Raw genomic sequence first — 26,694 nt, forward strand, 5'->3', positions numbered from 1 at the left:
TGGGAAGCGTTATTCGGCTAAAGTCTTCTTCCCATCCTTTTGCTTGGTCTTTGATACCTGAATAACCGCCTACCCCGAATTATTGAGGGGATACCCTACTGATGATTTAGTAAACTTTCTCCGGCAAAAAACTGATGAAATTTTTGCTGGTGAGGTAACGCCAAATCCCCAAATGTGCCGGGAATTAAAAACCGCCCGTAAAGATTTGCAAAATCGAGGAGAAGTATTAGAACCAGCACTTCAAGCAAGTTTAAAGTTTGTGCTTGGTTTAAATAATTATCTACATGACCAGATAGATGATGCTTTAGCAGATTATCAACACAGTTTTGGGTTTTGGCAACAAAGTAACTATTTAGAAAGACAAGGTATATTACTCGTTAATATTGCTTTAGCGTATAACCGCCAAGCTGAAAAAAACCAGATAGAAAATCAACACTATTGGCAAGAGTCTAGAAATTACCTTCAGCAAGCTATAAATATTTTTGAACAAGCACAACGTTCAGATTTAGTCGCAAAACATATTACTAAACTGGGTGAAGTGCTGCGACATTTGCAAGTATGGTCAGAGTTACAAAGCCTTGTTGAAAAATCTCTGCCGCTACATCAAAATTATGGCACGTCGTTGCAATTGGCTAAAGATTATGGTTTTTTGGCAGAGGTAGCTTTAGAACAGTCACGCTGGAATGAAGCGCATCAACTCGCGGGGGAAGCATTGCAAAGATTAACTGATATACCGAATTTACAACCAGATGAATTTAGTTTGTATCGGTTTATTTTAGCCAAGTCACAACAGGCTTTAGGTCAAGTTGAAGCAGCAATTACAAATTTAGAAGCTGCGAAAAAGGAAAGTAATCATCAATACAACCCGCATTTGTATATATCTATATTAGAGACATTACGCTTACTCTATTTTGGGCAAGGTGAATATCTCAAAGCTTTTTATATTAAGCAAGAGCAATTACAAATTGAACAACAGTATGGTTTTCGCGCTTTTGTTGGTGCATCTTATCTTAACCCACAGCGACAGGCAATTAATTCTGCACAGTTGCAAGTGGAAAACCCTGAAACCATTGCTCAAGAAATTGCTGCTTCTGGTCGCGGACAAGATGTGAAGCGGTTGCGAGAAAGAATTGGCGGAACTGAGCATAAATTGACTGTAATTCATGGTCAGTCAGGAGTAGGGAAAAGTTCAATTTTGCAGGGTGGATTAATCCCAGCGTTGCAACAGGAAGCAATTGGCGAGCGAGATGCTTTGCCTATTTTGTTGCGAGTATATACAGATTGGGTGATAATGTTGGGGCAGAGTTTAGCTAAGGGTTTTGAGGAAGTCAGGGGTAATCAATTATCTGTAAATCTGGATTCATCAGCAGCTATTGTAGAACAATTACGGAGAAATGCTGACCGGAATTTATTAACGGTTTTAATGTTTGACCAGTTTGAGGAGTTTTTCTTTGTTTATACCGACCAAAGTCAACGACGAGCATTTTATGAGTTTTTGCGAGTTTGTCTAGATATTCCTTTTATCAAAATTATTCTATCCTTACGGGAAGATTATTTACATTATTTATTAGAGTTAGACCGGTTGTTTGATTTCAGTGTAATTAATAATAATATTCTCGATAAAAATATTCGCTATTATTTGGGTAACTTTTCTCCAGCCGATGCCAAGGCAGTTGTAGAGAGTTTAACAGCACGTTCTCAATTTTATCTAGAACCGGCACTGATTGATGAATTAGTACAGGATTTAGCAGGTGATTTGGGAGAAGTACGCCCGATTGAGTTGCAAATTGTCGGGACACAATTACAAGCTGAGAAAATTACTACTTTAGAAAAGTATCGTCAATTTGGCATTAAAGAAAAATTAGTTGAGCGATTTTTAGAAGAAGTCATTCATGATTGTGGTGCGGAGAATGAACAAGTTGCTCGACTAATTTTATATTTACTCACAGATGAAAATGGTACTCGTCCTCTGAAGACTCATGCTGAGTTAGCAGCAGATTTGTCAGCAGAAGCCGATAAACTAGATTTGGTTTTAGAGATTTTTGTGGCATCCAGGTTAGTATTGCTGTTACCAGAATCGCCTGCTGACCGTTATCAATTGGTGCATGATTACCTCGTATTTTTTATTCGCCAACAACAAGGTAATGAAATATTAGCAGAATTAGCTAGAGAGAGAGAACAACGTTTGCAAGCAGAAGAAAAGCTGATATTAGCAGAACTAGCTAGAGAGCGAGAACAACGCTTGCAAGCAGAAGAAAAGCTGAAGCATGAACAAGATGCAAGGGAGATATTAGTTGATGCGAAACGCAAAGCTGACCAGCAAATTCAAGAGGGACGCAAGCGGTTAGCGTTAAGTTCTAGTTTAGCGGTGTGTCTATTATTATTAGCAGGTATATTATCTTTATATTCGTTGACTCAAGTGCAATTTGCTAAGGATGCTGGGAATAAAAAGCAACAGGCAGAAAATAAAGTTAAAACGGCTGAAGCAAACTACAATCAAGTAACTCAACGCTTGCAAGCTACGCAAAAGCTACAGACAGAAATACAAAAGAAAGCGCAAGAATTAGAAACTAAAAAGAAAGATGCAGAGCAAAAGTTTCAAGCAGCGCAGAAGAATCAGCAAGCCGCAGAAGTGAAATTTAAGGCAGCACAAGGAGAAATTCAAAATGCTAACCAAAACCTGTTCAATGCTAAAACAGAATTGAATCAGGTAGAAGAAAGGAATAAAACTATTCAAGAGAAAGTACAACTGGCTAATAGACAACGACAAGAAGCGGAATATGAAGCTAAACAAGCTCAAACTCTTTTGAGTCGAGTACAGGAGGGAACAAACCTAGAACGGGCTGGAGTTAATACCTCAAAACAGTTTGAGTCTGCCGAGTTAGAATCGCTGATGTCAGCAATCCAGAGTGGTAAAGAGTTAAAAAGTCTAGTAAAAGATGGTCTCCCTCTAGAAAAATATCCAACTATCAGCCCAATTTTTACTTTGAATACTATTCTCAATAAAATTAAAGAACGTAACCAGTTTCAAGGGCATCAAGGCAGTGTCTTAAGTGTGAGTTTCAGCCCAGACGGCAAAACCATCGCCACGGCATCAGATGAGAAGACAGCACGGTTGTGGAACCTGCAAGGGCAACTGCTCCAAGAATTCAAAGGGCATCAAGGTAGTGTCTGGGGTGTGAGTTTCAGCCCGGACGGCAAAACCATCGCCACGGCATCAGATGACAAGACAGCGCGGTTGTGGAACCTGCAAGGGCAACTGCTCCAAGAATTCAAAGGACATCAAGGCAGTGTCTTAAGTGTGAGTTTCAGCCCGGACGGCAAAACCATCGCCACGGCATCAGATGACAATACAGCACGGTTGTGGAACCTGCAAGGGCAACTGCTCCAAGAATTCAAAGGACATCAAGGCAGTGTCTTAAGTGTAAGTTTCAGCCCGGACGGCAAAACCATCGCCACGGCATCAGTTGACAAGACAGCGCGGTTGTGGAACCTACAAGGGCGACTGCTCCAAGAATTCAAAGGGCATCAAGGCAGTGTCTTAAGTGTGAGTTTCAGCCCGGACGGTAAAACCATCGCCACGGCATCAGATGACAAGACAGCGCGGTTGTGGAACCTGCAAGGGCAACTGCTCCAAGAATTCAAAGGGCATCAAGTCAGTGTCTTAAGTGTGAGTTTCAGCCGGAACGGCAAAACCATCGCCACGGCATCAGTTGATAATACAGCACGGTTGTGGAATCTGCAAGGGCAACTGCTTCAAGAATTCAAAGGACATCAAGGCAGTGTCTCAAGTGTGAGTTTCAGCCCGGACGGCGAAACCATTGTCACGGCATCAGTTGACAAGACAGCGCGGTTGTGGAACCTGCAAGGGCAACTGCTCCAAGAATTCAAAGGGCATCAAGGCAATGTCTTAAGTGTCAGTTTCAGCCCGGACGGCAAAACCATCGCCACGGCATCAGTTGACAAGACAGCGCGGTTGTGGAACCTGCAAGGGCAACTGCTCCAAGAATTCAAAGGGCATCAAAGAGGAGTCTGGGGTGTGAGTTTCAGTCCAGACGGCAAAACCATCGCCACGGGATCAGATGACAAGACAGCACGGTTGTGGGATCTGCAAGGGCAACTGCTCCAAGAATTCAAAGGACATCAAAGCAGTGTCTGGGGTGTGAGTTTCAGCCCGGACGGCGAAACCATCGCCACGGCATCAGATGACAAGACAGCGCGGTTGTGGAACCTGCAAGGGCAACTGCTCCAAGAATTCAAAGGGCATGAAAGCGGAGTCTCAAGTGTGAGTTTCAGTCCAGATGGCAAAACCGTTGCCACGGCATCATTTGACAAGACAGCACGGTTGTGGAACCTGCAAGGGCAACTGCTCCAAGAATTCAAAGGGCATCAAGGCAATGTCTTAAGTGTCAGTTTCAGCCCGGACGGCAAAACCATCGCCACGGCATCAGTTGACAAGACAGCGCGGTTGTGGAACCTGCAAGGGCAACTGCTCCAAGAATTCAAAGGGCATCAAAGTGGAGTTTCAAGTGTGAGTTTCAGCCCAGACGGCAAAACCATCGCCACGGCATCAGTTGACAAGACAGCGCGGTTGTGGAACCTGCAAGGGCAACTGCTCCAAGAATTCAAAGGGCATCAAGGCTATATCTATAGTGTGAGTTTCAGCCCGGACGGCAAAACCATCGCCACGGCATCCGATGACGGGACAGCGCGGTTGTGGCCTGTGGAGAATTTAGACCAATTGCTGGTGCGGGGTTGCAATTGGCTGCATGATTATTTGCAGAATAACTCGAATTTGAGTGAGAGCGACAAGGGTCTCTGCGATGATATCAAGTAGATGTGAGTTCGATAAACCTCTCCCTCTCCGAAACGGAAAGGGAGGAGTAATGAAAAATTAAGCTTTTTACTCACACAGAAGTGGAATTACCCCCCTTAATCCCCCCTTGTAAAGGCTACGGTGTACACACAAGTCTTTGAGAGTGACCTCATAGGCTTTTGATCCCCCCAACCCCCCTTATAAAGGGGGGCAAAAGTCTCTTAAAGTCCCCCTTTATAAGGGGGATTTAGGGGGATCTCCAACGATTTTGGGTTTGTACAAAGATGTATGTACACCGTAGCTTGTAAAGGGAGGAAACAGGAAATCTAATTCCCTCCCCAATACATACGGGGAGGGTTAGGGTGGGGTAAAACTGACGCGGGCGATCGCACTTTTTTAAATTATCTCAAGGCGATCGCCATTTCTTCTCAACTCTTACCCTTTTCTCTTCTCATAGGACGATGAAGTAAGCTATTTGCCATGCCATCATCAATGAAACAAAACATCAGCCGAGGTTTTTCATGGCTTTAGAGGGAGTGATTTTAGATGTTGATGGCACACTGGTTATAAGTAATGATATTCATGCAAATTCTTGGGTAGAGGCATTTGCAGCTTATGATCTAGAAGTGCCATTTGAAACAGTTAGACCACTTATAGGTATGGGTGGAGATCAACTGATTCCCAAAGTAGCGCCAGAATTAAATAGTGAAGAAGGAACTGGCAAAGCGATCGCCGAGCGACGCAAAGAACTTATATTGAACAAATATATACCGCACATTACTGCTGCCAATGGTACCAGAGACTTAATATTAAAGATGCAAAAATCGGGATTGCATCTAGTTGTTGCTAGTTCAGCAACTTCTGAAGAACTTGGTATATTACTCAAAATTGCCCAAGTAGATGATTTAATATCGGAAGTAACTACATCCGATGATGCCGAAGCATCTAAACCTGCTCCTGACATTGTACAAGCCGCCTTGAAAAAAGCGAAAATGACACCTGATAAAGTAGTGATGCTAGGAGATTCTCCCTACGATATTGAGTCTGCCGGTAAAGCCGGAGTAGGCGTGATTGCTTTGCGTTGCGGTGGCTTTAGCGATGAACAACTGTCTCAAGCGCTGGCAATTTATAACGATCCAGAAGATTTGCTACAGCACTATGACTCTTCTATCCTGGGTGCAAAGGGGTAAGTGATGTCTGGTGACAAGCCCAGTCAGCGTCTACGCACTTTCTAGAATTATTGCAGGCGATCGCAAACCACACACAACTAAACTAGAAAGAAAGATGCTCAGGATAGCTTATGGACGCTGTTACAACAACTTTAGCTTCTACACTCAAATTGAAAATCGACTTAACTGACGAGCAATTTTTCCAGATGTGTCAGAAAAACCGCGATTATCGATTTGAGCGTACAGCATCAGGGGAATTATTAATTATGCCACCTACAGGTAGTGATACTGGCAGACGTAATGTTAAGATTACCACTCAATTAGATATTTGGAATTCAGAAAGTAATTTAGGCGAAGTTTTTGATTCTTCAACTGGCTTCACGCTACCCAATGGTGCAGAACGTTCTCCCGATGCTTCTTGGGTAAAAATTGAACAGTGGAACGCTTTAACCCCAGAACAACAAGAAAAATTTGCCCCTATTTGTCCTGATTTTGTAATAGAGTTGCGTTCTCGTACTGATTCCTTGAAAGACTTGCGGGAGAAAATGCAAGAATATATCGAAAATGGCGTTCAATTAGGATGGTTAATTGATAGGAAAAACAAGCGAGTAGAAATTTATCGTCCAGGTAAAGATGTAGAAATATTAGACAATCCTGCTAGTGTATCAGGAGAAAATGTCCTACCTGGATTTGTGTTGGATTTACAGCATATTATGTAATTTTATCGATTCGGATACACATGGCGCATTTCAAAGCGACTTTGTTCCCAAAGTGGCAATAAAACCTGTTTAGCACCATTTAATTGAGCTTGCGAGAAAGAAATTTTACCATTTTCTATAATCCAAATAAATGTCCGAGTTATTAAATCTGCATTCAAACTATTCTCGTATTCACAATTATTTATTCTTGCTACTTGCTTATCTAAGCAGTCAATAGCATATTTAAAAGTCAAGTTTTTCCAATCTGTGATGTTGCTCAAAATTTCTTCTTGCGTATTTTTCCATTCAATCCGACGCAAATTTCCTACAATATAGTCTATGCCTGTTATGGAAGAATCAGTATTACGCACCAAATTTGTATAGGCTTGGTAATATGCTTTCAACAGAGAACCAGAAATATTTTCTATATATATATGTAGCCAAGATTGGATGTCACGAAGATAAGGTGCTAAATCTCTAATATTATCAATTTCTTGAATCAACGTGCGATCGCTTGTATAATTCGTTATGGTTGCTAGCAATTCGGCTTCAGATATCTGAGACTTTTGTGAGTAATAATTAATAACTTTGGGAATATATTTCTCTAATAACCATTGCTTAGTATATCTAGCTGTCCAGGTTCCCCGGACTCCAATATCTTGCTGCCATGAGGTAAATTTACCTCTATCAAGTAATTGTAAATTAACATCATTTAGCTCATAAATTATATTAATTTGATTGTTAGGTAATAAAGGCGAATTTTTATCAATTTTAGGGAAGATAAATGTATGATCGCGGATTCCTCGGCTCACTCGAATTGACGTATTATGTCTATGAAATAGATGCCATTCTGACTTGCCTTTAGTATAATCAAATTCATTAGCAAACTGCTGCATTAAATTCCATAATTCTTGTCTTACAGAAAAAAGGATAAAACCTCGACTTTCTGAGAACTTGACAAATTCAAAATCCCATGTTTCTAAAGTATTTTCAAATTCGATTATTAATTTTTTATATTCTTGGCAAACACCATCAATACATAAACATAAATCTGTTGCTTCTATATCTGATAAAATTAGAGTTGTTTGACCTAAATATACCTCAAAATTATTTTTATCTAACTGTTTAAAAAACCGACGACATCCCCAATTGGGTTGGGTATGCAATCCAGTCATTAATTGACCTAAAATATCTTGATGATTTAAGTAAATTTTTAGACCTCTGAAAATAATACTGCCGAACTCTATTTCACAATTACCCTCTCCAAAAGGCTTGGGTAAATTATATGCGATCGCTACTTTCTTTTTCATTTTGTAAAAAATGATGGTCAAAACCTTGTACCAATCTGAGAAATTTATTAATTGACTCTGGAATAATCATCAGATAATCTACCTGCTAAGATAAATTTACTATGCCTTATTTTGTTTGTGTAATTAGCAATTTATCAAGTCAGCTTGGATAGTATAGTCATTTTAAATACGATAATGAAAGTAAAGTATTGAGCGAAGAAAATTTTTTACTACATAAACTTACTCTAGCTACGCCAAAAACATGAAAAATTAACCCACATTTGCCCTTAGCGTTTCCGTAGGGTAGTGGGTAAAATCTTGTATAGCCAAGACTTCTAGTAACTAAATTAGACTTTTCAACCGATATCTAAGAGAGAAGTTAGGCGCTAACAGTGCTGCTTTTTGCCTCCTTAAAAAAACCACTAATTAAGCAAAGGCAAAAATTTGCGAATTAACCCAATTGTGACTGCTGGTACTTCCAACTGTGGTGTTAACCCCACATCTTCCAACTGTTGAAAAAATCGGATTGCTTGGGGATTCATTTCGGCAAGGCGGCGACCAATTGATGGCGCTGTAAATTCTGACTTTTGTCCCCAAATAATTGCAGTGGGTGTGGTCAACTGTTGAATGTAAAGAGATAAATCAAAGCATAAATCGCCACGGACAAAGGACAGTGCTGCATACTCAGCATTCGGCTGTTGGGCGGATTGTAAATAAGCATCTACAATTTCTTCATACACTCGATTAGACTGAGCAAATTGCCGTTGCTCTAAGAAACTGCGAATACCTCCACTGGTAGCTACTCCCGTGCTGTAAATTAAACGGTCAACAACGGGAATGCTGACTAACTGAGCAAAAAAGCTCCGTGAGTAGTTTTCGCCAAAGTCAGAAAGTCCAGCAGGGGTAGTGAGAATTAAAGACTTGAATAAATCGGGATAAGCTGCTGCTACCCGAATTGTAAAGGCTGCGGTCAAAGAAGAAGCGATCGCAGTCACTGGCCCAGTACAAGTCTGCTCGAAAAACTCCCGAATCGTGGTCAAATAATCGTCAATGTTATAATTCCGTACCGGATGCTCAGACCTACCCCAGCCAATTAAATCGGGCGCAATGACCCGATATTCGGCAGCAAAAGCCGGAGAAACTTTCGACCACTCATAAGCAGAAGACCCGCCACCAAAGCCGTGCAGGAACACCAAAGTTTCCCGATCGTCTTTAGCATTTATATTGTCCTGCCAAGGCGATCCAGAGGCAGTATAATATACCATCCTACCTAGTGAGGTATTTATGGAGCGTTGGTTAAATCCGGCTGGTTGAAACATAAGTATTTTTTGTTGACTGTAGTAATTAGTTAATCCGAGTAACAGAATAGACCTGTAAGCTTGAAGAACAAAGATAATATTTGATAATTTCTTTGCGTCATCGTGTCTTCTTGGGTTATCCCAAAATACTTACTTATTTAGTAGGACTTACGCAAACAATAACCGAAAAGAAAGATTTTCTTCTTAGAGGATGTTTTAAAAGTCTACGCTTGTATTCAGATCCCCCCCTTTTTAAGGGGGAAATAACCTTCTCAAAGTCCTCCTTTTTAAGGAGGATTTAGGAGGATATCAAATTTTGGATACCTCAGTAACCACTTTTCAAACAACTTCTTAGGGCAATTCATGAATTGCCCCTACCTTGTGTAGTTTTGCGTAAGTCCTATTTAGGTCAAACTCTCTACTCATTGTTATTATCGGCTAACTAATCACTTTAGGACTTCTCGCTACCGTTAGATTAAGTAGATATAAAATTACTGGATTACTTGTAAAGATTTGGTGATTTTTTCCACGAGAAAAAGCAATTTAACGTTGTAAATACTGTTGTATAGGCGTTTTCTGTGGTAGCGAGGATTACTAAACCGTGACTAAAACATAAGTTTTTATGGTAGTCTATTAGAAAACTAATAAATTATTTTGAGCATCAATAAAACTCAAAATGCTCATTTTAACAAGCTATTAATTCTAGTTTTATAGATAGAAACAGTAGCTTTTGATATATTACTAAATCTGATTATTCTTTAATTAATTGTAAAGGCGGGATGTCATGGGAAAGCAGGCTACTCTTCAATCAAATAAACTACCAACGATTGAAGACGCTAAATTTGCGCTTGACTTTAATATACAAAATGAAATTAAAGCTTCAGCTTGGGCAAATCAGGGCGAGTCAGCGATCAATGATGTCAGTGTAACAGTACCTACTTGTATTTGTTTAGACTTAGAAGATTTGAAGTGTTTTGAAGCAGTAGAGCGCCAGTATGAACACTGGGGAGTAATTTTTCATAATTCTCTCGCCATACAGCCATCAAATCCAGCATTTCCAAGCTATTCAGGGTTAACAGTCTTAATGGGAGCGCCCAAAAGCGGATTTTTAGAAGCGACTTTCTTACGTCCGGTGAACTCAGTTAGTGCCTTTGTGACTAGTTCGCAACGGCTAGTGCTTTCCGCCTACAATAGCGATCGCCAACTCCTTGGTCAAGCTGCACTACCAAGCGCTAATCTTGCCAACTCAGACTCCGCAATTTCTCCCAATACCTTATTATCTATAAATGTGAATAACATCTACAGCGTTACCTTCTGTGCTTTTGATGGTCAATTCACCCTTGATAACTTTCGTTTTTGTCTGTAAACAGGCTTTCTGCACTTGCTTTAAGCCTTTTTAAATGGTATCTTTATTTGCGCCATGCTGTACTAGTCTACTATCCGTCGATAAAAACCGGATATTTTGTGGTTTGGGTCTTTACCCTTTCTTCATTTCTAGTCAAACTTAGACAATATGTAATTTCGTAATCAAGTAGGTAAACACTTTGGCACAGGCTTCGTCTGATTGGCAGCAATTGATCAACCAAATCCCCAACTGGAAATGGTCGCATCCATTGTTCAAGACAAAGGGAGCTACAAAGCAACAAACATTTAAGCGTTTCTCTGGGCCTGGGGGCTTTTTTGGGTTCCTGACAATTGTTGTTGCAATGTTGTTGTGGAACTGGATGCTGCTATTGGCTCTCTTAATGGGAATTGGCGTAATGGTATTGGTTTACTCAATGCAGAAGTGGGACTGGCAATTGCACTGGTCTAAGATACGTAAGTTCTTAAACAGTTCAAATCGTCGGTTAGCTTTAGCAGTCATCAGTGGTGGTCTTGCTACTGTCAGCACTTACATGGCTGCGGCAATTTGGGTTGACTCTCACAGTTCTTGGATTGCAGCTGGTGCTATTGTTCAAGGTCTGGGAACCCTGTTAACTTTAATTTTATTGGTATGGCAATTTGTCAACTTTTATGAAAATCGAGAAGAAGACCACCTAGATCGGTTATTGGTGAATTTAACAGACAAAGATCCATTGAAACGGTTGATTGCCCTACGTCAACTAACTAAATTCATCAGCCGTCAGCAAGTTGATCCTTCAGTGCAGCAAGAAGTGGTTGAATGCTTGCAACTCTTAATCAGTCGAGAGCAGGAAATTACAATCCGAGACGCAGCTTTTAAAAGTTTACAAACTTGCGATGACCTCCGCTCGGCCGGAAACCATCGCCTACAAGTTCTCCCCCCCAAAACAGCAGTACCTTTCGTACCCCTATCACCAAAAGTCCAGCATCACATTTATTAGTTATTTGTCCTTTGTCCTTTGCAAATGACAAATGACTATTTTCGAGACAGCAGTCCATTACGAACTTGCACTACCGGATGATTGCAGCGCCGCACCAATTGTTCATCATGGGTGGTAACAATTACCGTAGCACCAAAGGAATTTAACTTCTGGAGGATTTGGATCACTTGCCAGGAATTATCTGGATCGAGATTTCCAGTCGGCTCATCTGCCAAGAGCAGTGGCGGTGTACCAACAATGGCACGAGCAATACTCACCCGTTGTTGCTCTCCTCCAGATAGTTGATCTGGAAAGCAGTCAGCTTTACTCAGCAAACCCACTAGCTTTAAAGTTGGTTCTAAACGTCGTTGAATTTCTTTACGGGTATACCCTTGAGCTTGCAGCACAAAAGTCACATTTTCTGCTACTGTTCGTTGGCTAATCAGTTTGTAGTCTTGAAACACAATGCCAATCCGTCGCCTAAATAATGACAAGCGATCGCCCCGTAAACCCGCTATATTACACTCATCAACAATTACTTCTCCCTTTGTAGGCAACTCCTGGCCATACAACATTTTCAAGAGCGTTGATTTACCAGAACCACTTGGCCCGGTAATAAACAGAAATTCTCCCTTTTTTACCTCAAGGTTCGCATTCAACAAGGCATGAGTGCCGTTAGCATAAGTCTTGCTTACAGATTGCAATGTCACCTTTGCAATAGTATTACTACTGTGCTGTTGAGTTTCACAGTTCTCCCTCTCAACGGATTTCTCTGTCTTAACTTGAGTTGTTAATACTGGCATTTTTAAATTTTCCTTATACACACAACTAAACAGCTAGTCGGCTTAGATGTGACATTCCTCTCAAAAATAAGGATTCCCAAGTTTCGCCTGGGAATTTAAAATTCAACAAAGAAAATTTAAAATTTTTGTAGCCTTTAAGATCAACCAAGTAATAACACTCAGAATTGGGCATTGGGCATTGGGACACTCTTACACAGAGATGGTATTTGATCTTTTCTTTGCATCGCCACGTCTCCTCATCCCCTGCCCCATGCCCCATGCCCAATGCCCCACTCTTAACTAATTGCCCCTTTTGCTGTCAACCGATAAACAAATGATTTTATTGCAAAAGCTGGCAAAGCCAACATTCGCCGCCAACGCCAAGGTTCTTGATAAAGCCGATATAACCATTCCAAATTATTATTTCCTAACCAGGCGGGAGCGCGAGTTTTAGTTCCCGACCAAATATCAAAGCTACCACCAACACCAATCCAAATTGCTTGAGGACACAAATGGCGATTTTCGGCAATCCATAACTCTTGACGTGGCACTCCCAAACCGACAAAAATCACTTGTGGCTGCAATTGAACGAGAGTTTGTTTTAATTGTGCTTCTTCTTCTGGGGAGTGGTAGCCTGAGTGAGTGCCAACTATACTCAAATCTGGAATTTGCTGCCGCCAAAAATCTGCCGCAGTTGAGGCTATTCCAGGCGCTGCTCCATAAAAAAATACCTTTGCCCCTCTCTTCTGTTGTCCAAGTTCTTGCAAAAGTTTTTCTGCTAATTCAATCCCCGGAAAACGCTGTACTTTTTGCCATAATAGCCATCGCAAATACAGAACAACCCCGGCTCCATCTGGAATTACTAGTTCAGCATTTTTAATGATCTGAGCGAGGAGTTGATTCTGCTCTGCCTGCATAGTCATTTCTGCATTGAGCGTTACTACATGAATTCCTCTGCCTTGCTGGAGACATTCTAATAACCAGGCCGGATAGTTAGTCATCACATGAACTGGTATTCCCAATACTGAAAATGCTTGATTGCCTTTAGACATAGCCTATTGTTGAGTAATCACACCAGATTTCCTTGAATGCTAAGTTTATCAAATTTTTTTTAGATTAGAACTTAAGCAAGAAAGATCCCTATTACCCTGCAACAATAGAAAACTTGACATTCTCCCCACCTTCAACTTTGGCTCTACGAGATTGCGGTTTTGAAAGTGAGGATTCCTCAGAACCCTTCTATTAGTCTGTCAAGCTAGTAATGAAAAGTTTGTAGTAAGCACAAAGCGTGCTTAGAAAATAAGGACTGAAGTCCTTACCCAACGGGAAAGTTAGTCGCTGATGGGGAAACCCCCTTGGCGCTAGCCTCTCCCAAAGGGAGAGGCTAGCGCTAACTCACTACGAACTTTATTACCCATCAATTTAAACTTGACAGACTACTACTTGGACTAAATCACTGCAAATTTTATGATCGAGGTCTAATATTCACCCAATAGAGAACGCTAAACTCGCAACTCTAGTTTCGGGAATAGAAGTCTCCACTATACTGCTTGCAGTGAGTGTGGGAGTATGTCACGAAACTCGACTTTATGGTTAAGGTAGTGTAACGGGCTGAAGTTGGCTATGAGTAAAATTCGCATTGTTTTGATAGAAGATCATGACCTCACTCGTATAGGTATTCGCACAGCGCTAATCCAAAAGGATGAACTTGAGGTTATAGGTGAAGCTGCCAATGCTGCTGATGGGCTAAAGATGTTAAAAATGCTACAACCAGATATTGCTATTGTAGATATTGGTTTACCAGATAAAGATGGCATTGAGCTAACACGGGAGGTAAAATCTACTACTAATGGGCAGCAGCTAGCCACAAAAGTGTTAATTTTGACGCTGCGGGATAATAAAGAAGCTGTGTTGGCAGCTTTTGCTGCTGGTGCAGACTCTTACTGTATGAAAGATATCAAATTTGATAATTTGCTGGAAGCAGTGAGAGTAACTTACAATGGCAACGCCTGGATCGATCCAGCGATCGCTCGAATTGTATTACAACAAGCTCAACAAAATCCTCAAAAGTTGGAATCAGCTTTTGTAGATAACAAAACTATTGCCTCTAACCCTGATGATGTCGAGAATCTGGAAGGAATTCAACCTTACACCCTGACAGAAAGGGAATTAGAAGTGCTACAGTTGATTGTCGAAGGTTGTAGTAATGCACTAATTGCGGAAAGACTTTACATCACCGTTGGCACTGTTAAAACTCACGTTCGCAATATTTTGAATAAGCTATGTGCCGATGACCGTACCCAAGCAGCAGTCCGCGCTTTGCGTTCTGGGTTAGTTGGGTAAAGAGATTTGTATGTGGAGCAATTGAGAACGATCAAGAGAAACTCATAACTTTGAGAAAGTGATATTTTCAAAGTGAATGGCTTCTCTGATTTTCTGTGGTTTATCATCTGGAATAAATATCACACTATATCGCCATTCAAATATCTGAAAAGTAAAGTCTAATATGGCTGAGACAGGGGTGGAAAAACTTAAGCTCATGGTGGTAGATGATGAGCCAGACAACCTAGATTTACTCTACCGCACTTTCAGGCGAGATTTTCAAGTATATAAAGCCAATCATGCCTTTGGCGCTCTGGAAATCTTAGACCAATTTGGTGAAATGGCGGTGATTATTTCTGACCAAAGAATGCCAGAAATGAATGGCACCGAATTTTTTAGTCGGACAGTAGAGCGCTTTCCAGACACGATTCGGATTTTGTTGACTGGTTTTACTGATGTCGAAGATTTGGTAGATGCCATTAACTCTGGTCAGGTATTCAAGTACATTACCAAACCCTGGAATCCAGATAAACTTAGGGCATTAGTTGAACAAGCTACTGATACCTATCGCGTAGTCAAGAAGCGCACGCAAGAATTACGTCGGGCTTTACGGCGAGAATCTTTGTTTAATGCCGTAACAACCGCAATTCGGGAGTCTTTAGACTACGATAGTATGCTGCAAAAGATTGTCGCAACCATTGGACAAACATTTGATGCTAGCAGTTGCTTGCTCAGACCAGTAGAGGGCGATCGCCTGATCCAAGACCAGTTCTCATACCGCGATCCTAAATCTAATGTATTAGATTGCTTCTTTGACCCCAGTGTTTTAATTGAAAAAGTGCTGGAAACTGGTAATTATCAACTTACTCAAGAAATATACGAGGGCAACCCTTGTCACCATTTGGTTGTGCCACTCAGCTACCAACAGCATTTGTTGGCTGTGCTAGCCCTCCACCAATGGGGACGCGATCGCCCTTGGCAAGATGAAGACATCCAACTAATTGCAGGTGTTGCCGAACAAGCAGCCTTAGCCCTCTCTCAAGCAAAACTCTACCAGCGCCTTCAAGAAAAGCAACAGCAGATTCATAATGAATTGGAGGTGGCTCGGCAAATTCAATACAACTTGCTACGCCAAACTTTACCTGACATCAAAGGTGTGAAAGTGCAAGCCTGCTGCTACCCAGCGCGGGAAGTAGGAGGCGATTTATTTGAAGTGTTTGTTCATCCCAAAGGGGATTTATGGTTAGCAGTAGGTGATGTCTCTGGGAAGGGTGTCCCAGCCGCTTTATTTATGGCTAGTATTATTTCAGTTTTGCGCCGAGAATTATCTCAAGAAACACCAGGCGAGCCGAATGTGGTTATGCAAAACCTCAATCACGCTCTGAGTGAAGATTTAATTAGCAACAATTATTTTGTCACTCTTGTGTTGGCCTGTTATACCCCTAGCACCAAGGAACTCGTCTACACTAATGCCGGTCATATTTATCCACTGTTATGGTCACGCCAAGACGCTTTAGCCGACAATCCTAATTACCTGAAAGTCCGCAGCGTTCCTTTGGGAATCTTACCCAAGTGGCAAGCACCCTCTGGTCGTTTGGTTCTCGCTGCCGGAGACACATTGTTACTAGCCAGTGATGGAATTACAGAAGCAATGATCTCAAATGATTCTGATTTAACAATAAAAAACGGGTCTGGTGTTGAGGCAGTTAACCGTTCTATGCTAAATCAAGATGGTCTTTGGCAACTTTTACAACAAGAGGAACAACCACTTTCTCTCAACCATTTACTAGCTCGTATCCAGGCAGATAACCACGTTCAAGAAGACGATCAAACCATACTTTCACTGGAGATTTTGTAAGTGATGAAAAGTGAGCTTCATGTACCAAGTGACTTGAGTTTTCTGAATATTGTCGAAAACTGGTTGCTGGGATGTTTGAAAATCCAGCTAGGAGAATCTGTAGATTGGTCGAGGCAATCAAGTCGTTTGAGATTGGCTTTGGTGGAAGCCTACTCAAACGCAGTCCGTCATGCCCACAAGGATAAACCAAATTTACCGATTTTACTGCGTTTGGAAGTGAAAGACCGGGATCTTGCCCTAGAAATTTGGGACTACGGCGAAGGCTTTGATATGTCTAAGTACTACGCTCCAACCCCATTGCAAAAACAAGAAGGTGGTTATGGTTGGCTGATTATGAATCGTCTCATGGATAAAGTAGATTATGAGTTGCAGATTGATGGTGCAAACTGTCTCAAGTTACAAGCAACTTTACCCGAATTAGTCAAATAGACAAAAGTTCTTTAATAGTAATTTTTGATGCCTAGATTTGGTTTTGGATAATATCAAACATTTCCTAAGAGATTATAGTTATTTACTAATTTTCACGACGGAAAGAAAGTAATTCTTGCGGAGAAGCTAAAAGTTTGATTCTAGTATAGAAAATTTGCTGTTGTTGGTTGAGGATAAATAGCCACAAGACATTGACACTACACCACGAAGTTTGCGCTTTACCTGTTACTTGGATTTGAATTTCACCGGTTTCTAAAGTCTCGGCTATTCCTATGCTGGGGTAGGCTTTAACATTTTGCCCTTCTTTTTTTAAGTAGGCTGCGATCGCATCTGTCCCCACAATATCAGATTCAAATGGTGGACGCATCATACCATCTACCGCAAACAAGGCGGCAGTTTGCTCAAATTCTCCGGCATTTAAGGTTTCAAAATAACGCAGTACGCTTGTTTCCGTAATTCCCTCGATCTGGAATTCTTCTTTTAACTGCGCTGGTGAGATAAATTCAGCAGAGGTCACGTCGCTTCGCTCCGAATTCAAAATTCAAAATTAATGATCCCCATAAATAAAATTTATATCTAGAGAAAGTAACAAATATTAATTAAACCTATTGACTAGGCAATGTATAATAATCGAGCCTTTGTCTAGGCAAAATCCAAATAAAAAAATGAGTCAGTATTCCGTAACAAGCAGCAGTGTAGTGAAAGAAAAAGCCAGCGAGTTGGGCTTTCACAAAGTTGGGATTGCTGCTATAGATAGCATAGATGCCACAGAAGCGCAGAGGTTACAAGCATGGATTGAACTGGGTTATCACGCCAATATGGAATGGATGGCTAACCCAAAACGTCAGGATATCCGTTTAGTGATGCCAGAAGCGCGATCGGTAGTGTGTGTGGCGCTAAATTACTACACACCACATCAACGTCCCAAAGGCAAGGCTTATGCCAAAATCTCCCGTTATGGTTGGGGAAGGGACTATCACAAGGTGATGCATAAAAAACTCAAGCAGCTATGTACATGGCTAGAATCACTGGATGAAAGTGTAAGAGTTCGTTATTATGCAGACACTGGCCCGGTACAAGATAAAGTGTTAGCTCAACTTGCCGGAATAGGTTGGATTGCCAAAAATGGTAATGTGATTACACGGGAATATGGATCTTGGGTATTTTTAGGAGAAGTGTTGACCAATTTGGAACTAGAGAGCGATCGCCCGCATACACAACACTGCGGTAGCTGTACTCGTTGTCTTCAGGCTTGTCCTACAGGTGCAATTACTCAGCCTTTTGTGGTGGATGCTAATCGCTGCATCGCTTATCATACAATTGAAAATCGGGACGACAAACTGCCAGAGACACTCATACCCCATTTAGAAGGCTGGGTTGCTGGTTGTGATATTTGCCAAGACGTTTGTCCTTGGAATCAACGTTTTGCCACTACAACTGATATTGCAGAATTTCAGCCTTATCCTCAAAATATTGCTCCCAAACTCCTAGAATTAGCCCAAATCTCAGATCGGGAGTGGGATAAACGATTTCCAGCATCTGCCTTGCGGCGGATTAAGCCAGAAATGTTACGACGCAACGCCCTAGCTAATCTTGACGCATCCAGGCAAATAATGACCCCGAAAGTAATTATTTTTGATTTTGATGGCACCATTGCTGATACAGTAGATGCCCTTGTAAGTATCGCTAATCGTCTAGCTGTAGACTTTGGTTATAGACACATTAGCCCAGAGCAATTAGGCTTCCTTAAAAACTTAACATCTAGGGAAATTATTAAGTACTCAGGAGTTTCTCTATTTAAAATACCTTTTCTAGTTAAAAAAGTTAAAGGAGAATTAAAAAACAAAATCCCAGAATTAAAGCCAATTCCGGGAATTAAAGAAGCATTAATAGAACTGCAAAATCAAGGATATAAACTGGGCATTATCACTTCTAATTCTAAAGATAATGTTACACAATTTCTCACAATCAATGATTTAGATCACCTGTTTGATTTTATCTACTCAGGAATTACAATTTTTGGTAAAACAACCATAATCAATAATGTATTGAGGCAAAGGCAACTCCAACCTCAAGAAGTTATTTATGTCGGAGATGAAACCAGAGATATAGAAGCATCAAAGAAAGCAAATATTCAAGTCATTGCAGTAACTTGGGGCTTTAACTCACCGGAAGTACTAGCCAAACAAAATCCAGATTATTTAATTCAGCAACCTAGCGAACTGCTAGAAGTGATGAATAGTCATTAATTAGTTAATAGTTGAAATTCGATAGTCAAAATCTTAACTATCGAGCAAAACAGTAGGGTGGGAAATATTTACCAATACCGAAAACTTCAATTCTAATACCTTTGAGATTGCCCACCCTACAAAATAGCAAGATATCAGAAAAACTTAATTTTTCCGTTCACCCTTTTCCAAAGCTTTTTTTACAAGATCGTCACTGACATTACCTACACCCTCAGTTTTAGAATTCCCAACTTCCTTTGCTAACTCCATATAATCATCAGGATTACCAGTTGACTGCGCTTGAGTTTTAGTCTCTGCTGGTGTAGATGTTTTATATTTAGGTGCAGTAGCTGCTTCGGCGGCGGCGGCACCTGCACCTGTGCGATCGACTTCACTCACGCTGAATTTTTGTGCAGCTGCATAATCAGCATCAAAATTGACGCTTGGCGCTTTTTCTTCACCACTAGCTATGTTTTCGGCAGCTAATTGAGCATCATGGGTGGGAGCTTCATTAACATTGGGCTTTATTTCATCAGGCATAATTAAAATCCTTAAGTTAAATTTTTTATTGCTTACTTGGGAAAGTATAGCAAGGTAATTGGCTCTTTCCATGCTCCCTTGGGAGAGACTTTACCTCTATTAAAAGATACATTAAAGTTCTAATTTGCAATTAATATAACTCTTTCTCTCGATAGTAGAAACTGATGCTCAAACTTTGGTAGTCCTTAGTTTGTCCTGTAAAATTTCTTTGGAAATAAAATTATGACTGCAAGTTACGATAAAACTATTTCTCAAGCCCAGAGCAATGAAAGTCAAAAATTGGTAGATGCCTTTAACAATTTAGATACCGATGCAAAATTAGCCTGGTTCTATTTGGTTTATAAAAAAATGGGTGATTCTATCACACCAGCTGCTCCTGCTGCTGCCGAACCTGAGTTAGCACCACTTTTGCTAGGAGATTATTTTGAGTTATCTGATGAGCAGCAACTAGATATTATGCGGGATATTGTTAACCGCAAAGATACAGAATATTCCCGTGCTTATGGGGCGATAAAAGAAAACAACCAGCTGTTAGTTTGGTATGCTTGGGCAGTAGCTATGGGCGATAAGGTGGTTGGTTTACCAGCTAGCTACCAGCCAAGTAAGGCAATTAACGATCTAGTTTCTCAGATTGAAGGATTAGATTTTGACGAGCAAATTTCGGTGTTTCGGACAATATCTGGTGAAGTGGGTTACACCGATGTTAAGCCGATCGCAACACAAGCAGAAACTGGTAAAACGCCAAGCTTGTGAAAAGTTAGATCCCCGACTTCGTAAAAGTTGTCGGGGATCTGGATACCGCGAATTTTACAACAAAGTTATAAAACAGCCAACTGACTCAAGTCAGATGGTGTCAGATTTGAGTGTACCACTTGACCATCGCGGAACCAGACGATGCGCTGAGTTTGACGGGCAACTTCCGGCTCATGAGTTACCATGACAACGGTGATTCCACTGGCATTGAGTTCGCTAAAGATATCTAAGACTTCTTGGGTTGTGTGCGAATCAAGTGCGCCTGTGGGTTCATCGGCTAGGAGTACTACAGGACGATTGACAATGGCTCTGGCGATCGCTACTCTTTGTTGTTGTCCACCAGATAGTTGAGTTGGTTTGTTGTTGAGGCGATTAGCTAAACCGACTCGTGTCAATGCAACTGTAGCGCGATCGCTTCTTTCTTTTGGGTTCACACCAGCATACAACATTGGCAAGATCACATTTTCTAGTGCTGTGAGCTGGGGTAATAAATGGAATTGTTGGAAGACAAACCCCAGCTTTTTGTTGCGAATGTGCGCTAAGGAGCGATCGTCCATTTGAGCCACATCAATATTATCTAAGTAATAATGCCCGCCTGTGGGTCGATCTAGACAGCCGATAATATTCATGGCTGTAGATTTACCTGAACCAGAAGGGCCCATGATTGAACAATATTCGCCCTGGTGGATAGTCAAATTCACATCGTTTAGTGCTTTGACTTCAGTTTCACCAGTGCCATAAATTTTAAAAATATTCTCCAAACGAATAATTGTTGATTTCGGGACGGGATTGGGAACTAGAGAATCGGTAATTGAAATAGTGTTTGCCATAATGATTTGGTTATTAGTTAGTAGAGACGCGATGAATCGCGTCTTTACAAGAGTTCCATCTACTTCTTATCTCTAGGATAATATTGGCGCTTAGTTATCAGCCAACCTATGCCTATAAAAAACAATCTAGCTAAAACACTCAACAATGATGGGGTGGATTGTTGGGAGATATCGCAGTTAGGCGTTGGTTGGTTTTGTCGATGTTTTGGACAACTACGCCGGAAATGATTGCACCACCGCTAGAGCCGATACCTAATATTTGGATGGTGATTGAATTACCCCACCCTAACCCTCCCCTTATAAAGGCTACGGTGTACACACAAGTCTGTACAAACCGAAAAACGTTGGAGATCCCCCTAAATCCCCCTTAAAAAGGGGGACTTTGAGAGACTTTTGCCCCCCTTTTTAAGGGGGGTTGGGGGGATCAAAAGCCTATGAGGCCACTCTCAAAGACTTGTGTATACACGGTAGCCTTTCCAACGGGGGTAATTAAACTTGTGTGTACACCGTAGCCTTATAAAGGGGAAGGGATTAGATGTCATAGTTTTCCCTTTCTAATGTTATTTTGACGATCGCATTTATTGATTTGGCGATCGCATTTATTGATTTGGCGATCGCATTTATTGATTTGGCGATCGCATTTATTGATTTGGCGATCGCATTTGTTGATTTAGCGAACGCATTTGTTGATTTGGCGATCGCATTTGTTGATTTAGCGAACGCATTTATTGATTTAGCGAACGCATTTGTTGATTTGGCGAACGCATTTGTTGATTTAGCGAACGCATTTGTTGATTTAGCGTTCGCATTTGTTATTTTAGCGATGCCAAGATATATGTAGAGTTAATTAGTCAGCGATCGCCTTGATCTACGATAATACCTCTTTCTTAAGATTTATATAAATAGTCTCTAAGCACTTCTCAAAGCTACAATGGGGTCGAGTTTAGCCGCGCGACGTGCAGGAACAACGCCAAAGAATAAACCAATACCACCAGACACACCAACGGCCATACTAATCGCTACAGGAGAAAGACTCGCTTCTAAAGGAGTCAAAGCTCCTACTAATAGGATGCCACTGATACCAACCGCAGTCCCAACTAATCCGCCAGCTGCGGAAACTATCACTGCTTCAATGATAAACTGGAGCAAAATATCTTGCTCTGTTGCGCCGATTGCTTTCCGCAATCCGATTTCTTGGGTGCGTTCGGTGACGGAGACTAACATAATATTCATAATCCCAATGCCGCCGACAAACAATGATATCCCGGCGATCGCAGCTAACATAATTGTCAATGCACCTGTAATTTGCCCGACAGTTTGCAAAGCATCCTTTTGAGAGCGAAGCGTAAAATCATCTTCACCATTAATTTTGTGCCGTAAGCGCAGCAAATTAGTAATTTGAAACTCTGCTGCATCCACACTCTCAGAATCACGAGCGGCTGCAACGAGATAATCTAAAGAAATACCATAGGGAGAATTCTTTCCCACAAGTCGGTTTGCCGAGGTGGTGATTGGTATTAAAGCAGCATTATCATAATCTGCTCCCACGCTAGAACCTTTGGCTGTTAACGTCCCAATCACTTGAAAGCTGGTATTTCCAACTCGCAATTGCTGACCAATCGGGTTACTATTACCGAATAGTTTTTCTGCTAAGTCTCCACCTAGCACCACGACTTGGTTACTTCGTTTAATGTCTACCTCAGAGAAAAACCGACCTTTATCAGTTTCAAAATCGCGCACCGATAGAAAGCTGGGAGTTGTGCCAATGATGTTGACATCAGTGTTTCTGTTGCGGTATGTAACTACCTGTCTGGTATTTAACTCTGGTGCAACTCCTACTACTGTTGGGACTTGAGAAGCGATCGCTTCTGCATCTTGTAACACCAGAGTTTTTGGTACTTCAAAGGAGATACGCTGAGTTTCTCGATTACCTGGCAATACAAACAGCACATTTGGCCCTAATGACTCCAATTGTTTATTAACGTATTTTTGCCCACCTTCACCAATGCCAATCATGGCAATTACTGAGGCGTTACCAATAACGATACCCAACATAGTGAGGGCGCTACGCAGCTTATTTGAAAGCAGGGTTTTCCCCGCCATTTGGACGCTTTCTAAAAAATTCATGTCTTAATAATTACGAATTACTCTTTTCTTTCGCCTTCTCGATTTTGTAGTCTTTGGGTGGATTAACAAAAATGCGATCGCCTTCTTTGACTCCCCCTAAAATCTGAGTTTGGTCTTTGATTTGCGCCCCAACGGTAATTTCGCGGAACTGGGGTTTATTCTTTGCATCTGGTACAAGTACGCCAGTTTTGCCCTTTTCAGTGACGATTGACACCGTTGGTAAGACTAAAGCATTATTAACGCGATCGCCTAAAAAAGTCAGATCCACATTTAAGCCAGAACGCAGTTTATCAGTACCAGTATCGAGAGCAACCCGCACCTGGAAGGATGTCACACCTTGTTCCACCACTGCTTCGGGAGCAATCAAGCGCACATGACCTTTAAAAACTCGATCGGGATAAGCATCAGCGACAATTTCCACCTCTTGTCCCTGTTTAATTCTGCCAATATCGGCTTCGGGAACTTGAGCTAATATTTCTAACCCGCGTGCTACGGCGACAATTGAACTAGAAGTTGCCGACGCACTAGTAGAAGCAGAAGTTGTGGGTGTCACAAAAGCACCTGGCTCGGCATATTTTTGCGTCACAATTCCCGAAAGAGGAGCGCGAATAATAGTCTCATCTAACTGCACTTGCACACCCTTCAATTGAGCCTCAGCACTGGCAACAGCCGCTTGACGCTGGACAATTTCCTCAGAACGAGTGCCATCTTGCAACAGTAGCAATGCTGCTCGTGCTTCATTCACAGCCGCTTGACGTTGGTCGATTTCCTCAATTCGAGTGCCACTTTGAACTAACGACAATCGTTTTTTAATTTCTTCTAAACTGGCTTTAGCACTTTTGTCTTCGCTGATAGCTTGATCGAGTAATTGTTTGTTTTCTGCTCCCTCTTTATATAGATATTGGTAACGCTTTACCTGTTCACTGGTATAAATCACCTTTGCTTGAGCCGCATCCACTTGGGATTGAGATTGAGCAATCTCTTGGGGACGATTACCGGCTTTCGCTGCGGCTAGCTGGGCTTGAGCTTGTGCTAACCGCGCCTTTGCTTGCGCGATTTCTTGAGGACGACTACCAGCAAGGGCTTGGGCTAGTTGTGCTTGACTTTGGGCTAAGTTAGCACGGTACTGGCTCCTTTGGGCTTCAACGCTGGCACTATCCATCCGAGCGAGAATTTGCCCTTGTTGAATGCGATCGCCTTGTTGTACATATAATTGCGATAACACTCCGGGGTTCTTGGGACTAATATTTACGCTCTGAACTGGCACGACTTTGCCACTAGCAGTAATCCGCAAAGTAACGTTTTGCGCTGACACTGGCACTGTTAATTGAGCAATATCATCTTTGTTTGTTCCTTGATTCACCAGGGTATAAGTTGTAGCTGTACCAACAACTAAAACACTCCCTGCGATCGCCCCAATTAGCCAACGTAATGGATACTTAACTTTGCCAATAACTGGAATTTCTATATGAGTAGCCATATTATTTATAGATGTCTGTAAATATTGCTGCTTGAAAGTATTTTTTAGTTAAAGGGAAAGTTCAAAATGCGTACTTGGCAAACCTTTGGGATTAATTTTCATTAGTAAAATAATAATTAGAAGCATAATTAAGCTTCATAGCTGCTTTACGTTCTTTTATACTAAGCATTACTTTTTATGTATGACTTCACCTGAAAGGATGACTTTAGTCATTAGTGCGTAACATAGTTTGATTTGCTCCCCATCACAAGCCAAGATCCCCGACTTCTTTGAGAAGTCGGGGATCTTATTGATCGCAAATGATTCAGGATTGCTAAAGAGAAGGGGGGAAAAATATCTCAGTAAGTTGGCGCGAAAAACCAATTATCAAGGAAAAATGACAGTTTTGCCAGTTAGCTTTAATTACGCCAATCTACTTACTAGTGTAAAACTACTAGATTCAGAGCAAGAATTTTTCGCCATAGCTTTCTCTACTTGATTCCCAATTATAGAAACAAATCTCTCAAGGTCGAATGGTTTTAGTAAGTATTCTTCAAACTCTACATCTGGAATTAGGTCATCTGTACCTGTGGTAGATGTTGAAGTCACAATGATTGGGATATGATTTCCATTGTCTGCTTCCATCACACTCAATGTATTTAATAATGTATAAATACTTTCACCCAAGAACCTAATTTCACAGATTAGGATATTTGGTCTGAACCAACTGAGGATTTCTAAAGCTTCTTTTACTGAATCAGCAGTAATTACATTGGCACTTAAACCTTTAAGTAAAATTGCGTACAAATCTCTACTATCGCGATCGTTGTCTACAACGAGTACTTGTACACCTTTGAGTATGCCAACTGCCAAGCAAAAGCCATTGATTAAATTCATAACAAGACCTGCGATTAGGCATTTAAGTGCAAAGTGGGCTGAAAAATCTCTAGTAGAAATGCAAATTTTAGCGTCTCTACATTAGGTCAAAAGGCAGATTATTTGGAAATGGGGCATCGGGTATTGGAAATTAGGTATTGCAAAAGAGATTTTCATCTTTTGTTGTAAGTAGAACTCATGAAGCCTCTGGCAAAAGTAGCTTTTGTATTTTATTACCCCTTCGCTTTACCCGACTTCTGCAAGAAGTTTATTGGAAACGTTTCCGTACCAATCGAAGCAAGCTACATGTAAGCAGAAGAGTAATCAACAAAGGAAAGTACCGAAAGAATTATTTTTGCTAGAAATCAAACTGAAACACTTTCTTTCTGTATATCACAAAGCGTTGTTTGATTTTCTAAATTAGTTGATTAACTACGATATAAAACGTAATAAGATTATCACATTAAACTCTTCTCCCTAGTCAGAGGTTGTTTGAAAAGTCCTGTTGTTGGTAGCAAAACGTTCTAGATCCCCCTAAATTCCCCGATAAATTGGGGGACTTTGATTCCGGTTCCCCCCTTCTTAAACTACGGTGTACACACAAGTCTTTGAGAGTGGCCTCATCGGCTTTTGATCCCCCCAACCCCCCTTAAAAAGGGGGGCAAAAGTCTCTTAAAGTCCCCCTTTTTAAGGGGGATTTAGGGGGATCTCTAACGATTTTGGGTTTGTACAAAGATGTGTGTACACCGTAGCCTGTAAAGGGGGTTAGGGGGGATCTAAAAGTGTCCAAAGTCAACCCCCCGATAAAAAGGGGGGCAAAAGTCTCTTAAAGTCCCCCTTTTTAAGGGGGATTTAGGGGGATCTCTAACGATTTTGGGTTTGTACAAAGATGTGTGTAC

At 41.2% G+C, this 26,694-nt stretch carries 21 protein-coding genes and 1 pseudogene; 12 read left to right on the forward strand and 10 right to left on the reverse strand.

Annotated elements, in window-relative coordinates; translation table 11 throughout:
* Positions 1 to 82: 82 nt before the first annotated feature.
* From V7K38_RS28780 to V7K38_RS28790, 3 genes are all read left to right on the forward strand, one after another.
* On the forward strand, positions 83 to 4,837 hold the full coding sequence (locus V7K38_RS28780; RefSeq protein WP_334863102.1) for an nSTAND1 domain-containing NTPase: 4,755 nt from the start codon (positions 83 to 85) through the stop codon (positions 4,835 to 4,837).
* Positions 4,838 to 5,337: 500 nt separating this feature from the next.
* Positions 5,338 to 6,006 carry an HAD family hydrolase gene (locus V7K38_RS28785; protein WP_334863104.1) on the forward strand — a complete coding sequence of 223 codons (669 nt, stop codon included), beginning with the start codon at positions 5,338 to 5,340 and terminating at the stop codon, positions 6,004 to 6,006.
* Positions 6,007 to 6,116: 110 nt separating this feature from the next.
* Complete coding sequence (locus V7K38_RS28790) at positions 6,117 to 6,704, forward strand: Uma2 family endonuclease (RefSeq protein ID WP_334863106.1); 588 nt, start codon at positions 6,117 to 6,119, stop codon at positions 6,702 to 6,704.
* 2 nt (positions 6,705 to 6,706) lie between these two features.
* On the opposite strand, the gene V7K38_RS28795 is transcribed toward V7K38_RS28790, so the two are convergent.
* Positions 6,707 to 7,993, reverse strand: a complete 1,287-nt coding sequence (locus V7K38_RS28795; RefSeq protein ID WP_334863109.1) for a hypothetical protein — start codon at positions 7,991 to 7,993, stop codon at positions 6,707 to 6,709.
* A gap of 401 nt (positions 7,994 to 8,394) precedes the next feature.
* Positions 8,395 to 9,291, reverse strand: a complete 897-nt coding sequence (locus V7K38_RS28800; RefSeq protein WP_334863111.1) for an alpha/beta fold hydrolase — start codon at positions 9,289 to 9,291, stop codon at positions 8,395 to 8,397.
* A 763-nt stretch (positions 9,292 to 10,054) separates the two neighbouring features.
* Here V7K38_RS28800 and V7K38_RS28805 point away from each other — a divergent pair.
* Together V7K38_RS28805 and V7K38_RS28810 are read left to right on the forward strand one after the other, a co-directional pair.
* Complete coding sequence (locus V7K38_RS28805; protein ID WP_334863113.1) at positions 10,055 to 10,636, forward strand: hypothetical protein; 582 nt, start codon at positions 10,055 to 10,057, stop codon at positions 10,634 to 10,636.
* Positions 10,637 to 10,814: 178 nt separating this feature from the next.
* The gene (locus V7K38_RS28810) at positions 10,815 to 11,612 is read left to right on the forward strand and encodes an armadillo-type fold-containing protein (protein ID WP_334863115.1); all 798 of its coding nucleotides are present in this window, start codon (positions 10,815 to 10,817) and stop codon (positions 11,610 to 11,612) included.
* Positions 11,613 to 11,647: 35 nt separating this feature from the next.
* Here V7K38_RS28810 and ftsE read toward each other — a convergent pair whose 3' ends face one another.
* Positions 11,648 to 12,394, reverse strand: a complete 747-nt coding sequence (gene ftsE / locus V7K38_RS28815) for a cell division ATP-binding protein FtsE (protein WP_334863117.1) — start codon at positions 12,392 to 12,394, stop codon at positions 11,648 to 11,650.
* Between the two features lie 275 nt (positions 12,395 to 12,669).
* Positions 12,670 to 13,425: a WecB/TagA/CpsF family glycosyltransferase gene (locus V7K38_RS28820; protein ID WP_334863119.1), complete on the reverse strand. Its 756-nt coding sequence runs from the start codon at positions 13,423 to 13,425 to the stop codon at positions 12,670 to 12,672.
* Between the two features lie 571 nt (positions 13,426 to 13,996).
* Between V7K38_RS28820 and V7K38_RS28825 the strand changes: the two genes are divergently transcribed.
* The 3 genes from V7K38_RS28825 (at position 13,997) to V7K38_RS28835 (ending at position 16,982) form a co-directional block, all read left to right on the forward strand.
* Positions 13,997 to 14,716 (forward strand): response regulator transcription factor, encoded by a 720-nt coding sequence (locus V7K38_RS28825; RefSeq protein ID WP_334863122.1) that lies wholly within the window; start codon positions 13,997 to 13,999, stop codon positions 14,714 to 14,716.
* Between the two features lie 163 nt (positions 14,717 to 14,879).
* Entirely contained in the window at positions 14,880 to 16,553 is a 1,674-nt protein-coding gene (locus V7K38_RS28830; RefSeq protein WP_334863124.1) for a SpoIIE family protein phosphatase, read from the forward strand.
* Between the two features lie 3 nt (positions 16,554 to 16,556).
* The gene (locus V7K38_RS28835; RefSeq protein WP_334863126.1) at positions 16,557 to 16,982 is read left to right on the forward strand and encodes an ATP-binding protein; all 426 of its coding nucleotides are present in this window, start codon (positions 16,557 to 16,559) and stop codon (positions 16,980 to 16,982) included.
* Between the two features lie 85 nt (positions 16,983 to 17,067).
* On the opposite strand, the gene V7K38_RS28840 is transcribed toward V7K38_RS28835, so the two are convergent.
* A complete protein-coding gene (locus tag V7K38_RS28840) occupies positions 17,068 to 17,499 on the reverse strand; it encodes a ketosteroid isomerase family protein (protein WP_334863128.1) in 432 nt (143 codons plus the stop codon).
* A gap of 148 nt (positions 17,500 to 17,647) precedes the next feature.
* On the opposite strand from V7K38_RS28840, the pseudogene queG reads away from it, so the two are divergent.
* Together queG and V7K38_RS28850 are read left to right on the forward strand one after the other, a co-directional pair.
* A pseudogene (gene queG, locus V7K38_RS28845) lies at positions 17,648 to 18,621 on the forward strand (tRNA epoxyqueuosine(34) reductase QueG).
* Complete coding sequence (locus tag V7K38_RS28850) at positions 18,596 to 19,231, forward strand: HAD-IA family hydrolase (protein WP_334863130.1); 636 nt, start codon at positions 18,596 to 18,598, stop codon at positions 19,229 to 19,231. The pseudogene queG and the gene V7K38_RS28850 overlap by 26 nt, the downstream one beginning before the upstream one ends.
* A 144-nt stretch (positions 19,232 to 19,375) precedes the next feature.
* Here V7K38_RS28850 and V7K38_RS28855 read toward each other — a convergent pair whose 3' ends face one another.
* A complete protein-coding gene (locus V7K38_RS28855; protein WP_334863133.1) occupies positions 19,376 to 19,750 on the reverse strand; it encodes a hypothetical protein in 375 nt (124 codons plus the stop codon).
* A gap of 222 nt (positions 19,751 to 19,972) precedes the next feature.
* Between V7K38_RS28855 and V7K38_RS28860 the strand changes: the two genes are divergently transcribed.
* Positions 19,973 to 20,503, forward strand: a complete 531-nt coding sequence (locus tag V7K38_RS28860) for an orange carotenoid protein N-terminal domain-containing protein (protein ID WP_334863135.1) — start codon at positions 19,973 to 19,975, stop codon at positions 20,501 to 20,503.
* Between the two features lie 65 nt (positions 20,504 to 20,568).
* On the opposite strand, the gene V7K38_RS28865 is transcribed toward V7K38_RS28860, so the two are convergent.
* Entirely contained in the window at positions 20,569 to 21,333 is a 765-nt protein-coding gene (locus V7K38_RS28865) for an ABC transporter ATP-binding protein (RefSeq protein WP_334863137.1), read from the reverse strand.
* Positions 21,334 to 21,898: 565 nt separating this feature from the next.
* Here V7K38_RS28865 and V7K38_RS28870 point away from each other — a divergent pair.
* On the forward strand, positions 21,899 to 22,174 hold the full coding sequence (locus tag V7K38_RS28870) for a hypothetical protein (RefSeq protein ID WP_334863139.1): 276 nt from the start codon (positions 21,899 to 21,901) through the stop codon (positions 22,172 to 22,174).
* A gap of 68 nt (positions 22,175 to 22,242) precedes the next feature.
* Here the strand turns inward: V7K38_RS28870 and V7K38_RS28875 are convergent, their stop codons facing one another.
* The 3 genes from V7K38_RS28875 to V7K38_RS28885 form a co-directional block, all read right to left on the reverse strand.
* Positions 22,243 to 23,460 carry an ABC transporter permease gene (locus V7K38_RS28875; protein WP_334863141.1) on the reverse strand — a complete coding sequence of 406 codons (1,218 nt, stop codon included), beginning with the start codon at positions 23,458 to 23,460 and terminating at the stop codon, positions 22,243 to 22,245.
* Between the two features lie 10 nt (positions 23,461 to 23,470).
* On the reverse strand, positions 23,471 to 24,940 hold the full coding sequence (locus V7K38_RS28880; protein ID WP_334863143.1) for an efflux RND transporter periplasmic adaptor subunit: 1,470 nt from the start codon (positions 24,938 to 24,940) through the stop codon (positions 23,471 to 23,473).
* Between the two features lie 402 nt (positions 24,941 to 25,342).
* Entirely contained in the window at positions 25,343 to 25,816 is a 474-nt protein-coding gene (locus V7K38_RS28885) for a response regulator (protein WP_334863145.1), read from the reverse strand.
* Positions 25,817 to 26,694 lie beyond the last annotated feature (878 nt).

Origin of the sequence: Nostoc sp., assembly GCF_036917465.1 — a bacterium.
GTDB lineage: Bacteria > Cyanobacteriota > Cyanobacteriia > Cyanobacteriales > Nostocaceae > Nostoc.

Excerpts from the sequence above, each read along its gene's own strand:
- V7K38_RS28860 (WP_334863135.1), top strand. The coding sequence starts at position 19,973 with ATGACTGCAAGTTACGATAAAACTATTTCTCAAGCCCAGAGCAATGAA.
- V7K38_RS28885 (WP_334863145.1), bottom strand. The coding sequence starts at position 25,816 with ATGAATTTAATCAATGGCTTTTGCTTGGCAGTTGGCATACTCAAAGGT.
- V7K38_RS28865 (WP_334863137.1), bottom strand. The coding sequence starts at position 21,333 with ATGGCAAACACTATTTCAATTACCGATTCTCTAGTTCCCAATCCCGTC.
- V7K38_RS28880 (WP_334863143.1), bottom strand. The coding sequence starts at position 24,940 with ATGGCTACTCATATAGAAATTCCAGTTATTGGCAAAGTTAAGTATCCA.
- V7K38_RS28855 (WP_334863133.1), bottom strand. The coding sequence starts at position 19,750 with ATGCCTGATGAAATAAAGCCCAATGTTAATGAAGCTCCCACCCATGAT.
- V7K38_RS28790 (WP_334863106.1), top strand. The coding sequence starts at position 6,117 with ATGGACGCTGTTACAACAACTTTAGCTTCTACACTCAAATTGAAAATC.
- V7K38_RS28805 (WP_334863113.1), top strand. The coding sequence starts at position 10,055 with ATGGGAAAGCAGGCTACTCTTCAATCAAATAAACTACCAACGATTGAA.
- V7K38_RS28825 (WP_334863122.1), top strand. The coding sequence starts at position 13,997 with ATGAGTAAAATTCGCATTGTTTTGATAGAAGATCATGACCTCACTCGT.
- V7K38_RS28820 (WP_334863119.1), bottom strand. The coding sequence starts at position 13,425 with ATGTCTAAAGGCAATCAAGCATTTTCAGTATTGGGAATACCAGTTCAT.
- ftsE (WP_334863117.1), bottom strand. The coding sequence starts at position 12,394 with ATGCCAGTATTAACAACTCAAGTTAAGACAGAGAAATCCGTTGAGAGG.
- V7K38_RS28785 (WP_334863104.1), top strand. The coding sequence starts at position 5,338 with ATGGCTTTAGAGGGAGTGATTTTAGATGTTGATGGCACACTGGTTATA.
- V7K38_RS28850 (WP_334863130.1), top strand. The coding sequence starts at position 18,596 with ATGACCCCGAAAGTAATTATTTTTGATTTTGATGGCACCATTGCTGAT.
- V7K38_RS28795 (WP_334863109.1), bottom strand. The coding sequence starts at position 7,993 with ATGAAAAAGAAAGTAGCGATCGCATATAATTTACCCAAGCCTTTTGGA.
- V7K38_RS28835 (WP_334863126.1), top strand. The coding sequence starts at position 16,557 with ATGAAAAGTGAGCTTCATGTACCAAGTGACTTGAGTTTTCTGAATATT.
- V7K38_RS28875 (WP_334863141.1), bottom strand. The coding sequence starts at position 23,460 with ATGAATTTTTTAGAAAGCGTCCAAATGGCGGGGAAAACCCTGCTTTCA.
- V7K38_RS28830 (WP_334863124.1), top strand. The coding sequence starts at position 14,880 with ATGGCTGAGACAGGGGTGGAAAAACTTAAGCTCATGGTGGTAGATGAT.
- V7K38_RS28800 (WP_334863111.1), bottom strand. The coding sequence starts at position 9,291 with ATGTTTCAACCAGCCGGATTTAACCAACGCTCCATAAATACCTCACTA.